This is a genomic window from Agrobacterium sp. 22-209-1, assembly GCF_053522485.1.
Window position 1 is genome coordinate 37,616 of sequence record NZ_JBNWCH010000014.1, and the last position, 13,532, is coordinate 51,147.

The 13,532-nt window shown below is 60.0% G+C and carries 9 protein-coding genes; all 9 read right to left on the bottom strand.

Annotation, left to right across the window (positions count from 1 at the left end):
• Nucleotides 1-9: 9 nt before the first annotated feature.
• The 9 genes from ACQZ48_RS21855 to ACQZ48_RS21895 all read right to left on the bottom strand — a co-directional run bounded on the left by ACQZ48_RS21855 (nucleotide 10) and on the right by ACQZ48_RS21895 (nucleotide 13,479).
• Nucleotides 10-573 carry a NifU family protein gene (locus tag ACQZ48_RS21855; protein ID WP_077984420.1) on the bottom strand — a complete coding sequence of 188 codons (564 nt, stop codon included), beginning with the start codon at nucleotides 571-573 and terminating at the stop codon, nucleotides 10-12.
• A 145-nt stretch (nucleotides 574-718) separates the two neighbouring features.
• On the bottom strand, nucleotides 719-1,210 hold the full coding sequence (locus ACQZ48_RS21860; RefSeq protein ID WP_003503758.1) for a universal stress protein: 492 nt from the start codon (nucleotides 1,208-1,210) through the stop codon (nucleotides 719-721).
• A gap of 114 nt (nucleotides 1,211-1,324) precedes the next feature.
• The gene (gene trpS / locus ACQZ48_RS21865) at nucleotides 1,325-2,389 is read right to left on the bottom strand and encodes a tryptophan--tRNA ligase (RefSeq protein WP_077984419.1); all 1,065 of its coding nucleotides are present in this window, start codon (nucleotides 2,387-2,389) and stop codon (nucleotides 1,325-1,327) included.
• Between the two features lie 103 nt (nucleotides 2,390-2,492).
• Complete coding sequence (locus ACQZ48_RS21870) at nucleotides 2,493-2,897, bottom strand: VOC family protein (RefSeq protein WP_137409692.1); 405 nt, start codon at nucleotides 2,895-2,897, stop codon at nucleotides 2,493-2,495.
• Entirely contained in the window at nucleotides 2,897-4,486 is a 1,590-nt protein-coding gene (gene murJ, locus ACQZ48_RS21875) for a murein biosynthesis integral membrane protein MurJ (RefSeq protein WP_448729453.1), read from the bottom strand. The genes ACQZ48_RS21870 and murJ overlap by 1 nt, the downstream gene beginning before the upstream one ends.
• Nucleotides 4,487-4,490: 4 nt before the next feature.
• Nucleotides 4,491-7,319 (bottom strand): [protein-PII] uridylyltransferase, encoded by a 2,829-nt coding sequence (locus ACQZ48_RS21880; protein WP_077984416.1) that lies wholly within the window; start codon nucleotides 7,317-7,319, stop codon nucleotides 4,491-4,493.
• Nucleotides 7,320-7,415: 96 nt separating this feature from the next.
• Nucleotides 7,416-10,067, bottom strand: a complete 2,652-nt coding sequence (mutS, locus tag ACQZ48_RS21885; RefSeq protein WP_448729458.1) for a DNA mismatch repair protein MutS — start codon at nucleotides 10,065-10,067, stop codon at nucleotides 7,416-7,418.
• Nucleotides 10,068-10,256: 189 nt separating this feature from the next.
• Complete coding sequence (gene olsB, locus ACQZ48_RS21890) at nucleotides 10,257-11,138, bottom strand: l-ornithine N(alpha)-acyltransferase (RefSeq protein WP_077984415.1); 882 nt, start codon at nucleotides 11,136-11,138, stop codon at nucleotides 10,257-10,259.
• A 94-nt stretch (nucleotides 11,139-11,232) separates the two neighbouring features.
• Nucleotides 11,233-13,479: an ATP-binding response regulator gene (locus ACQZ48_RS21895; RefSeq protein ID WP_448729454.1), complete on the bottom strand. Its 2,247-nt coding sequence runs from the start codon at nucleotides 13,477-13,479 to the stop codon at nucleotides 11,233-11,235.
• Nucleotides 13,480-13,532: the final 53 nt, after the last annotated feature.

A 13,532-nucleotide genomic window follows, 5' to 3' on the forward strand; every position in this document is an offset into this window, starting at 1 on the left:
CTTGCGCTTTTATACCGCTTCGACTTCGCGCACTTCCGGCACGAAATGGCGAAGCAGATTCTGAACGCCGTGTTTCAGCGTGGCGGTGGAGGACGGGCAACCCGAGCAGGCGCCCTTCATGTTCAGGAACACCGTACCATCGCGGAAACCGCGGAAGGTGATATCGCCGCCATCCTGCGCCACGGCGGGGCGGACACGGGTATCCAGCAGTTCCTTGATGGTGGCGACGATGGTTTCGTCACCCTCTTCGAAGAACTCGCCTTCCTCATCCGAGACTTCGGCCGCAATCGCCGTACCCATGATCGGCCGGCCGGACATGAAATGTTCCATGATCGAGCCGAGGATGGCAGGTTTCAGATGCTGCCATTCCGCATCGTCCTTGGTCACGGTGATGAAATCAAAACCGAAATAGACCCCGGTCACACCCGGAATGGTGAAAAGGCGTTCCGCCAGGGGCGAGGCCTGCGCCTGCGACGCATTGAGAAATTCCGCTGTGCCGCTTTCCAGCACCACCTTGCCCGGCAGGAACTTCAGCGTGGCGGGATTGGGCGTGGCTTCCGTCTGAATGAACATCGTCGTCTCCTTCGAGGCCGCGGTTCACGCCCCGTAATTTAGAATTCTTCCAAAAAATACGCCCGGCGAAGCTACACTTCAAGCCCTGACATGATAATTACATTCAAGAAATCGTCAGCCCCTAAATCTTGCCCCAACCCCGTCGTCAGCAGAGTGCGTCGATTTCCTCGTCCGACAGCGTATCCGGCAGTACGGTGACGGGGATCGGGAAGGCTGCCCCTCGCCCGGCGATGGAGGAAACGAGCGGTCCCGGCCCTTCTTTGGTCGAGCCTGCTGCCAGAACGAGAATCGCGATATCGCGGTCTTCCTCGATCAACCCGTGGATCTGCTCGGTTGCGCTGCCTTCACGGATCACCGCTTCCGGCTCGATGCCGATGGTCTCACGCACCTTCTGGGCAATCTTCGCAAGCGTGGCTTCCGCCTCCTCCCGCGCCTCGGCCCGCATGATCTGCTCGACACCCAGCCATTGCTGGAAATCGCCTTCCGGGATCATGTAGAGCAGTACCAGACCGCCATTGGAGTTCTTGGCGCGACGACCGGCATAGTGCACGGCCCTTTCGCATTCCGGTGTGTCATCGATAACAGCGAGAAACTTGCGACGATGCCCTTCCAGACGCGACAGCCGTTTTGAAACCATTCTGCACTCCCTAGGTCCGCCGTGATCCGCAAAACCGCCCGACGGTTCGGGCGGAGATTATATCAAATCACGGCAGGCGCAAACCGCCAGCCGCATTCGCGCAGCAGCGACCTGTCAGCGCAGGAAGCCGATGATGTCGCGCACTTCGTTCATCGTCTTTTCGGCAATGGTGCGCGCCCGCTCGCCGCCTTGGCTGAGGATGGCGTCGATATGGGTCGGGTCATCGAGAAGGCGGCGCATCTCGTTGTTGACGGGGGCCAGAACATGGACGGCAAGCTCGACCAGGGCCGGCTTGAAGGCCGAGAACTGCTGTCCGCCGAATTCGGAAAGAACATCCGCCTTGGTCCTGTCGGAAAGCGCGGCATAGATGCCAACGAGGTTTTCGGCCTCGGGGCGACCCTTCAGGCCTTCCACTTCGCTCGGCAGCGCATCCGGATCGGTCTTTGCCTTCTTGATCTTCTTCGAGATCGCATCGACATCGTCCATCAGATTGATGCGCGACAGATCGGAGGGATCGGACTTCGACATCTTCTTGGTGCCGTCCTTCAGCGACATCACGCGCGGCGCCGGACCACCGATCAGCGGCTCCACCATAGGGAAATAGGCGTGCACCGGCTCATCGCCCACGGTGATATCCAGCCCGAGGCCCGCCTTGCGGATATGGTCGCCGAAATCGATGTTGAATTTCTGGGCTATATCGCGGGCAAGTTCAAGATGCTGCTTCTGGTCGTCGCCGACAGGAACGTGGGTGGCGCGATAAACAAGGATGTCCGCGGCCATCAGGCTCGGATAGGCGAGCAGTCCAAGCGACACCTGCTCGGTATTCTTGCCGGACTTGTCCTTGAACTGCGTCATGCGCTCCATCCAGCCGATGCGCGCCACGCAGTTGAACACCCAGGCCAGTTCGGCATGCTGCGGCACCGCCGATTGGTTGAAGACGATGTGCTTCACGGGGTCGATGCCGGCGGCGATAAAGGCGGCCGCAATCGAGCGGGTCTGCGCCTTCAGGTCGGAGTGAACGAGTTGGGCGGTGATGGCATGCATATCGACGACGCAATAGATGCAGTCGTTATCTTCCTGCAGCGCCACAAATTTGCGGATGGCGCCGAGATAATTGCCGAGATGCAGATTGCCGGTCGGCTGGACGCCCGAGAAAACCAGCGGCTTGAATGCGTTCATTGTCGTCCTCGAAAAGGCTTGTGGAGGGCCCCGCCCCATGGTTGGAATTGCACGCGCGCTTATGCACCCGCAGCCCCCAGCAATCAAGCGGTTTCAGGGCATGTCAGCCGCGCGGTTCCAGAAGATCCCAGCGATTTCCATAAGGATCGGCAAAGACCGCAACGGAGCCGTAAATCTCATGGCGCGGCTCTTCCAGAAAGCGCACACCGCGCGCAATCATGGTTTCATAGTCACGTGCAAAATCGTCGGTATGCAGGAAAAATCCGACGCGCCCGCCGGTCTGGTTGCCGATAGCAAGCGTCTGCGGCTCACCATCCGCCTCGGCAAGCAGGAGGCCGCCGCCCTCGGTTCCTTGTGGCTTCACCACCAGCCATCTTTTGCCGTCGCCAAGCGGCTGATCGGAAAGGCACTCAAATCCGAGAACGTCGCAATAAAACGCCTTCGCCCGATCGTAATCGTCCACGACAAGCGTGACGAGCGCGATGCGGCGGTTCTCGGCAAAGCACATCAGCCCGCCTCCGTCTCGATGTTCTTCTTGCCGCGCTTGCGGATGGCTCGTTTGACCATGCCGATATCGGCGCCGCCGGAAACGAAAGCGAGCACGAAATAAACCAGCATGGCCGCGAAGACGAGAGCCATGATGGTGCCTGCCCGCACGAAAATGGACGAAGCGGAAGACAATTCGAAAGTCAAATAGGTCAGCGCATAGTGCACGAAACCGGCCATCAAGGCCGCAGCCAGCAGCAGGCGCGGAATGCGGGTGAGCAGTGGAATATCCACCTGCCAGTGACCGCGCCACAAAAGCACGCCGAACAGCAGGATGGCGTTCACCCAGCCGGCGGTGATTTCGGCAATGGCGATGCCCGGGCCTCCAAGCCGCGGAAACAGTGTCAGCGCCAGGGAAACATTCACGACGACGGAAATCGCCGCGAAGATCATCGGTGTGCGCGTATCCTCGCGGGCGAAGAAGCCCGGAATGAAGGCCTTGATCAGTACGAAAGCCGGCAGGCCCAGACCGTAAATGCCAAGGATTTGCGCGACGGTGACGGTGGCCGAAGGCGAGAAGTTGCCGCGCTCGTAAAGAAAACGAACGATAGGTTCCGCCATTACCAAAAGGGCGGCAGCAGCGGGCAATGTCAGGAACAGTACGAATTCGACCGAGCGGTTCTGCAGGCTTCCCGCCTCCACCATGTGCCCGCCGCGCAACGCCCGCGCCAGTTCCGGCAGAAGCACGGTGGCCACCGCGATGCCGACGACACCGAGCGGCAGCTGGTAAATCCGGTCGGCATAGGCAAGCGAGGAGATCACGCCTTCGCCGGCCGATGCGATATTGGTGTTGATCAAAAGATTGATCTGGGTGATGCCGCCGGTGATGGCTGCCGGCAGGGCCAGAACCAGAAGGCGCTGCACGTTCTTCGTCAGCCGCGGCCTGCGGAAACCGATGCGCATGCCGGCATTGCGCACGGCGATCCAGACGATGGCGAGTTGCACCAGACCCGCCGCCATGACGCCCCATGAGAGCGCGTAACCGACCTGCAGGGGATCGTAATTCTTCCACCATGCCAGGGCGAGCACGCCGATGAGAATGATGTTCAGGAAAACAGGCGCGATCGCCGCCGCAAAGTAACGATGCAGCGAGTTCAGCATGCCGCCCATCATCGCCGCCAAAGACATGCAGGCGAGATAAGGAAACATGATGGTGGCGAGATGAACGGTGTTTTCGAATTTCACCGGGTCTTCCAGAAAGCCCGGCGCAATAACGGTGCGCACGATGAACGGCATCGACAATTCCATCAGAATTGTCAGGGCCAGAAGCACGGTGAACAGAACGCCGAAGACCTCTTCGGAAAAACGTCTTGCGCCCTCCATGCCGTTCGCCTCGATCTCCTTGGCGAAAAGCGGCACGAAAGCCGAGTTGAACGCACCTTCGGCAAAAAGCCGCCGAAAGGTGTTGGGAAACCGGAACGCGGCGTTGAAGGCGTCGGCCACAGGCCCCGTGCCGACGGCGGCGGCCATCAGGGTTTCGCGCAGGAAGCCGAAAATGCGGCTGCCGAGCGTGGCGGTGCCAACGGTGGCGAACTTGCCGATCAGGCTCATGATATCAAGCCTTCGCCGTGCGCGCGGCCGGCAGAGCCGCCACGTCTGGATGGGCGATGATGCCGTTCGGCATGCGGTCGCGCAATTCGTCTTCCTGCTCGCTCATCACAGCCTTCAAGCGCTGCGCAATGCTGGCCTGCCGATTATCATTCGTCACCTTCTGGCCGAAGAGGTCAGTCACATAAAAGGTGTCGATGACCTTTTCGCCGAAGGTAGTGATGCGGGCAGAGTGAATATCGAGCGACAGATCGGCGATAACGGCCGTCATATCCGCCAGAAGCCCCGGTCGGTCGAGGCACTCGACCTCGATGACAGTGAATTTATTCGAAAGCCCGTTGGAAATGATGACCGACGGCGGAATGGTGAAAGCGCTCTTCTTCTTGCGGCTTTTGGTGCGCGTGGCGATCATTTCCGGGAGGCGCTGCTTGCCGGACAGGACCTCCTCGATGAGCTTACCGATATTATTGCCGCGCCGTGTCTCGTCCTCATCGATCGGAAATTCGCGATTGATGAGGATCGTATCCAGCGCCCGCCCGTCGGACGTCGTGAAGATTTGCGCGTCGGCGATGTTTGCGCCCGCCGCCGCGCAGGCGCCGGTGATGATGGATAGCAGGCGCGGATGGTCCGGCGCCAGCACGGTAATCTCCGTAATGGCATGGAAGGAGTGGGTGCGCACCATGGTCGACAGCGCTTTTTCCTGCTTGTCGGCCTCGCGGATGAAGCGAGTGTGGCGCACCTGGTCTTCCAGCGCCACTGTCAGCAGATAGGGCTCATAGTGCAGCTTGGTGTATTTGCGCCGCGCCTTCTGCCCCCAATCCTCAAGGGCGTCGTATAGCGCCTGCCGGGCGATCTGCGCGCGCTCCTTGCGGGAAACTTCCGAGAACCCGCCTGACAGCAGCAGTTCGGTTTCGTAATAGAGCGAACGCAGCAGCTGCCCCTTCCAGCCGTTCCAGACGCCCGGGCCGACGGCGCGAATATCGCAGACCGTCAGAATGAGCAACATCTTCAGCCGCTCCATGGATTGCACCTTGTCGGCGAAATCGGTGATGGTCTTGCGGTCGTGCAGGTCGCGCGTCTGGGCGACCATGGACATCAAAAGATGCTGCTCGATCAGCCAGACAACCGTTTCGGTCTGTTTGCCGGTGAGGCGGAAACGCTGGCAGAGCTTGCGGGCGACGCGGGCACCGGCAATCGAATGATCCTCCTGCCGACCCTTCGCCACATCGTGCAGCAGCACGGCCACATAAAGCGCCTCGCGTTCCTCGACGCTTGGCATCAACTGGTTGGCGAGCGGATGGGCGTCAATGGCCGTTCCCTTGTCCACTTCCGACAGAACGCCGACAGAGCGGATCAGATGCTCATCCACCGTGTAATGATGATACATGTTGAACTGCATCATCGCGACGATCTTGCCGAATTCGGGGATGAACTTGCCGAGAACGCCGGCCTCGTTCATGCGGCGCAGGGTCAGCGCCGGATCGCGCCGGGACGTCAGGATCGACAGGAAAAGCCGGTTTGCCTCTTCGTTTTCCCTCAACTCGTCATTGATGAGCGACAGTGAGCGCGTGACGACACGAAGCGCGTCGGGATGCAGTTCGAGATTGTTGATATCGGCAATGTGGAACAGCCGGATCAGATTGACCCGGTCGTTCTTGAAGACATCCGGTTTGGCCAGCGCGATGCGGCCGCGATCCTCAACAAACTCCACCGAGCCGGGAATCTTGCGCACACGGTGGGCAAAACGGCTGAGGACGCCGGAAAGACCGGGCACGTCCTTCGCCTGCCGGTCTTCAAGTGCGGCACAGACGATACGAGTCAGGTCTCCGACGTCCTTCGCCACGAGGAAATAGTGCTTCATGAAGCGTTCGACAGCGGAAAGGCCGGGGCGCGACTGATAACCCAGCGCATCGGCAATCTCGCGTTGAATGTCGAACGACAATCGCTCCTCGGCCTTGTTGGTGATGAAATGCATCTGGCAGCGAACCGCCCAGAGAAAATCATCGGCCTTTTCGAACAGCTTCAGTTCTGATCTCGACAGGACGCCGAGCTTCACCAGATCCGCCGTATCGCGAACGTGGTAATAATATTTGGCGATCCAGAACAGCGTGTGCAGGTCGCGCAACCCGCCCTTGCCTTCCTTGACGTTCGGCTCCACCAGATAACGCGTATCGCCCGCCTTGCGGTGGCGCTGGTCGCGCTCGGCGAGCTTTGCGGCGATGAATTCCGGACCGGTGCCGGTAACGACTTCCGACTCGAAGCGTTTTTCCAGATCGTCGGTCAGGGATTTTTTGCCGCAGATCGCCCGCACTTCCAGAATGGCGGTGCGGATCGTCATATCTGATTTGGAGAGGCGGATGCATTCATCCACCGTGCGGGTGGCGTGTCCGACCTTGAAACCGAGATCCCACAGCAGATAGAGCACGAACTCCACGGCTTTGTGCATATCCGGCGTATTCTTGGCCGGCAGCAGGAACAGAAGGTCGATGTCCGATCCCGGCGCCAGCGTGCCGCGACCGTAACCGCCGACCGCAGCGACGGCAATGTGCGGCGCATCTTTCGGATAGACATATTGGCACGCGAGATCATAGAGGATTTCGATCAGCCGATCCTGAAGCCAGGAGAGGCGTCTGGCGCAATCGATGCCGCTGCCATCGGCTTTCAGCAGATTTCTGGCCTTTTCCCGACCTTCCGTACTGGCCCTGCGAAAGATCGGCAGCAGATCGGAGCGAATATCGGCAATACGTTTGCCATCTTCCCTGAAGATGATGTCGCATTCGCGCTTGAGCGCCGATACATCGAGAATGTCGGAAAAATCCAGGTCCTTGATGGCCATCTATGCCGGTATCCATGTCCTGTGGGAAATCCCACCACTTGCGATGGGAGTGTCCTATAGCGAGTTTTAAAGGCGATGGACAGGCAATCTATTCCTTCAAGCCTTGCCAAGTTCTTTCTTCAACGCATAGAGCGCGTCCAATGCCTCACGCGGCGTCATTTCGTCAGGGTTGAACCCCATCAGAGCTTCCTCCACCTTTGATGCGCCAGTCTTGCGGCTTTCCTCGCGGCGAACCGCGATCTGGAACAGCGGCAGATCGTCGATCAGCTGGCTAGCCGGGTTCTTGCGGTCGGCATCTTCGAGCTTCGTCAGCACCTCGCGGGCGCGCTCCACAACCGATGCGGGCAGGCCCGCAAGCCGCGCCACCTGAATGCCATAGGAACGATCCGCAGCCCCCGGTCCAACCTCGTGCAGGAAGATGACGTCGCCTTCCCACTCCTTCACCCGCATCGTGGCATTGGAAAGGCGGCCAAGTTTTTCCGACAGCACCGTCAATTCGTGGAAATGGGTGGCAAAGAGACCACGGCAGCGATTGACCTCGTGCAGATGCTCCACCGCAGCCCAGGCGATGGAAAGACCGTCAAAGGTCGCCGTGCCGCGGCCGATCTCGTCCAGAATGACCAGCGAACGATCCGTCGCCTGATTGAGAATGGCGGCGGTTTCCACCATTTCCACCATGAAGGTCGAGCGGCCGCGCGCCAGATCGTCCGATGCGCCGACACGCGAGAAAAGGCGATCCACGACGCCGATATGAGCAGCTTCCGCCGGCACGAAAGACCCGATCTGCGCGAGGATGGCTATCAGGGCATTCTGGCGCAGGAAGGTCGATTTACCGCCCATGTTGGGACCGGTGAGCAGCCAGATGGCACCGTTTTTGCCGTTATTGACGGCCGACAGATCGCAATTATTGGCAATAAACGGTCCGGCGGATTGGCGCCGCAAGGCCTGCTCCACCACGGGATGGCGCCCGCCCTTGATGGAAAAGGTCATGGAGGCATCGACGATCGGGCGGCAATAGGCCTGCTCGGTAGCGAGATAGGCAAGGCTCGAGGCGACATCGATCACCGCAAGCGCCAGCGCACCGGCCTTGATCGCTTCCGCCTGTTGCACAACAGCCTTGACCATGCGCTCGAAGGCTTCCAGTTCCATGGTCAAAGCCTGCGCAGCGGCGTTGGCAATGCGGCTTTCGAGATCCGCAAGCTCGGTGGTGGTGAAACGCATTGCGCCGGCCATGGTCTGGCGGTGGATAAAGCGCGCCTTGGCCTCATCCGTCGTCGTCATCACATCGGCATTGCCCGCCGTGACCTCAATGAAATAACCCAGCACATTGTTATGCTTGATTTTGAGCGACTTGATGCCGGTCTCATCGGCGTATCTCAGCTGCAGCCCGGCGATCACACGACGTGACTGGTCTCGCAGCGCCCGTACCTCATCGAGTTCGGAATTAGCGCCTTCGCGCAGAAATCCGCCATCACGCTTCAGAAGCGGAAGTTCATCGGCCAGCATCGAGCCGAGCATGGCTTCCAGACCACCCGGCAGGGCTTTCAAATCCGCGAGCGCCGCGGCAAGCTCATCCGGCAACAATCCCTGATCGAGAATGGCCGCGATCTTTTCTGCCGAAGCAAGGCCTTGCCTGATGGCGCCGAGGTCGCGCGGGCCGCCACGCTCCAGCGCAAGACGGGAAAGCGCACGCGGCATGTCCGCCACCTGTTTCAGCGCATCGCGCAAGCCATCGCAAAGGGAGACGTCATCGATGAGATAGGCGACCGCATCGAGACGGGCATTGATCCTTTCCGGATCGGTCAAGGGAGACATCAGCCGTTCGGCCAGAAGCCGAGCACCGCCGCCCGTCACGGTGCGGTTGAGGGCATGCAGGAGCGATCCGTCCCTTTCGCCTGACAGCGTCTTCACAAGTTCCAGATTGGCGCGGGTGGCGGGATCGATGAAAAGCGTGGAGGCCGCGCTTTCGCGTTCCGGCGCGCCGAGTGGCGGGCGTTCGGCAATCTGGGTTTTTTCGACATAAGCGACGGCAGCGGCGGCGGCCGCCAGTTCCACGCGCGAAAAAGTGCCGAAACCATCAAGCGTCGAGACATTGAAATAGCGCGCAATGCGCCCTTCCGCCGTGGCGCTGTCAAAGAGGATCGCCGGTTGCGGCACCGCGACCCGGCCCAGCACATCGAAAACCGGCCGCAGCTCTTCATCATGGAACAGGCTATCGGCGACGATCAGCTCGCGCGGATCGATGCGCCAGATATCGGCCAGAAGCCGGGTCAGCGTGGTTTCCGCCAGACGGAAGACGCCGGTGGAAATTTCGATCCAGGCGAGCGCGAACTGCGCCTCCGCACTACCCCGAATACGGGCCAGCGCCATCAGATAGTTGGATTCCGTCGGCGATAACAGTTTTTCTTCGGTCAGCGTGCCGGGCGTGACAAGTCGCACCACATCACGTTTGACCACCGATTTCGAGCCGCGCTTCTTCGCTTCCGCCGGGTCTTCCACCTGTTCGCACACGGCGACACGATAACCACGCAGGATGAGTTTCTGGAGATAGTCATCCGCCGCATGGACGGGGACGCCGCACATCGGGATATCATGACCCATATGCTGGCCGCGTTTCGTCAGCGTGATGCCGAGAGCGCGGGAAGCCTCCACCGCATCGTCGAAGAACAATTCGTAAAAATCGCCCATGCGGTAGAACAGCAGCGAACCGGGATTGTTCGCCTTGATCTCGATATATTGCTCCATCATCGGAGTGGCCGTCGCGCGGCTCTCTTCCGAGATCAGGGAAGCGGTTGTCAGAACGTCCGTCAATGGCCTGCCGATGTCATATCGTGTTGCGGAAAAGAGCGCCGACACTAGCGGCTTTGCCCGCACCAACACAACACACACGGCACCGCTGCCCACAGGAACATCCTGAAGGTCTCGATCAAAACCCGGTCAGCCGTTGATGCGTTCGGCCTCACCGCCATAATAGCTGATGTAACGGCCGGCGATGGACGAAACCGGCAGGACCACAAGCACATCCGTGGTGTTGAAGGCATGATCCACGACCGCGCCGGAGCCGAACATGGCGCCGAGACGCATATAGCCCTTGATCAGCGGCGGCATGGCGTTCAGCGCCTTGCGGGCGTTTAGCGCCTCTGCCGGCACGAGGTCCATCTCACGATAAAGCTCGGGAAGGGCGAAAGCTTCCCACTCGCCTTTGGCCAGACAATTATGGTGCAGGAAAGACAAAGCAAGCGCGTGGGCTTCCGGCTGCACGCCGGGAAAGGAGGCGCAACCGATCATGGCATCCATGCGGTGTTTGACGGCATAGGCCCAGTTGCCCTGCCACAGAAGTTCCACGGTGCGCTTGGTGCGATATTCCGGCAGCACGCAGGAACGGCCAAGCTCCATGAAGCGCTTGCCGGGATGGCGCGCGACGAGACCGGCAATATCGAATTCGCTGGCGGAATAAAAACCGTTATTGGCAAGCGCGATTTCCTGCCGCAGCAGGCGATAGGTGCCGACGATCTGGTCCTCACTATCGCCTTCAATCGCCTTGTCGAGCACGAGAAGATGGTCGCAGACGCTGTCCCACGCATCGATGTCGCGCTCGCGGCGCATCGCTTCCGCGGGAAGCCGCGCCTTCATTTCCTCGACGAAAACCCGATAACGCACGGATTGCGCGGCATCGATTTCGCGTTCATTTCTGGCGAGCCGCGTTTCCAGCGTGCCTATGCGGCCGAAAAGACCCTCATTGTCCTGAGTTGTCTCGGGACGGGGGCTAATGACAACATTGTTTTCACAAATGTCGTGATTGAGGATTTCGGCAACCATGGGGAATCGCTCCGCCACCAAACAATTTTCCTGTCATAAATCACTAATTGACGACAGAATAGTGACAAAACGCCGCCAGTGCGAGTCTGTCAAGTTATGACAGCGACAGCCGTTTCGCCCCCACCAGGCGGCGAATTTCCTCAATCAGCCGTCGCGGATCGGCAGGCTTGGCCAAAACTGCGCCGACACCAGCCTTCAGCAGGATTTCGGCGGTTGCGTCACTCGCATCTGCGCTGAGCACGATGACGGGAATATTTCTTTCGCCCTTCAGCGTATGGAGAAGCTCGGGAAGAACATTGAGCCCCTCGCCGCCCGGCATGTTGAGATCGGACACGATGAGATCAGGGAGGCGGGATGCCCCCGGCTCCACAGATTGCCGCAACGCTTCAAAGTCCTCGACAGCGCGGACGATGTAGCCGCCTTTTTCCAGAACGACGCGAATGATGCGCTGATTTACGGCATCATCTTCGGCAACGAGTATCTCGATACCGCTTTCCCCTTCCGTCACCCGCGAAGAAAAACCCACATCCGGGTGGTTGTCGTTTATGGCGTCGCGCCGCTCAATGCCGCGCAGACGGCCGCACAGGACGTCGATCAGGGATTTTTCCCGCAACGGCCGAATCAACCAGGCATCGAAGGCCACATGCATGGTCGACGGCCGCTCTTCGGGGCTGACCAACAGCGTGCGGCGGACATTCTGCTGCGGCCAATCTTTCAGGGCATCCCTGAACAGCGGCGAACTGCGCTGGTCGACGATGATATCGGTAAGCTCGACCGGCCGCGTGGCAGAACCCTTCCTCAGTTCTTCCAGATCCTCAGGCTGATGAATGAGCGTGCATCGACCGCCGAAAGCCTCGATCGCCTCCATCGTCACCGCCGCCGCCACGCCTTTTGGTGCGATGAGCAGGACATTTGTATGCCTCAGGCAATGACGCCGTCCTGGATCCGCCATTTCGGCAGGGGCGCCCGCCGGGCGAAACGCCAGTTTGAAAGTACTGCCCTTGCCCTTGCGGCTCGAGACCGTGAGATGGCCGCCGAATTCCCGCACGATACGGGCGGAAATCGCAAGTCCGAGGCCCGTACCGGCGCTTCGTTGCGACAAAGGGCCTGCCTGTTCGAATTCCCCGAAAATACGGGTCTGTTCCGCCCGGCTCATGCCCGGGCCGGTATCTTCGACGGTGATGTGCAACTCGTCGTCGGACATGCGCGCCCGGATGACGACGCCGCCTTCCTGCGTGAATTTGACGGCATTGCCGAGGAGATTGAAGAGGACCTGACGTAGCCTCGCCGGATCAAAATCGAGATGATCAGGCACATTCGGCGCGACGAAAGAGGTGATCTCTATGCCTTTTTCATGGGCGCGATGGGCCAGCATCTCGACGATGCTCTCGATCAGCCGGCGCAGGTTTTCCGCGCGCGGATTGAGCCTGAAGCGGCCGGCCTCCATGGTCGAATAATCCAGAAGATCCTCGACAAGCTGCACCAGCGACTGGCCGGATTGGCGCATGCCATCGAGATAATTTCGCTGCTCTTCGTTGAGCCTCGTCTTCGACAGAAGATGGTTCATGCCCAGCATACCGGAAAGCGGCAGGCGGATTTCATGGCTTACCGTTGCAAGCAGCCGCGCTTTTTCAGCATCGGCCTGTTCGGCGCGCAGCCTGGCGTCTTCCCTTTCGGCCAGCGCAAGCCGCTCCTCGGTCACATCCCGGGCAATGCTGCTGATGAGAAGACGGCTGCTTGCCAGATCGCGGGTCACGACATCATGCCAGGAAAAGATGCGCTGGCCGAACGGGGTCGCGATCTCCACATCATAGGCATGGATCTTGTCGCCCGGACGGAAAGCGATGCCGATTTCCTCGCAGCTGAGCCCTTCGGGCGCGGCGCAGCCGGTGATTTCCCGAAAGACCCCGTTCGCCTCGACAATGCGCCGGTTCATGTCGCGGACCACGACGATATCACCCATGAATTCCTGCATTTCGGCAATCAGCGAGCGGTTTTGCGCTTGTCTCAGCCGGAGATCGGATCCTTCATCCAGCGCAGGGGGATGCCGGGAAGGTTCGCCGAAGAGCGCGTAGAGCAGGACGCCGACGAGCACGGCGCCAAACAAGGTCGCCAGCGCGACGGTAACCGCGTAAGGCATGGCAAGCGCAATCAAGGCGGCGGAAAAAGCCCCGAGCGATAACGACACGGCGACATAGAATGCGATCGATCTGGCATCGGGCGCATGTTCTTCATCTGCATGGCGCGTTATTGCCTCGACACGATCCGCCGGCTGCGCCGCCGTCGCGGCCAGGCCCAGCTCATCTGAAACTTTTTGACGAAGTCTTGTCAGTTCGCTCATAGGCAACCGCTACCACGGCAGCGGTTTTGATATGTTTGGCTGAAACCCTAAAA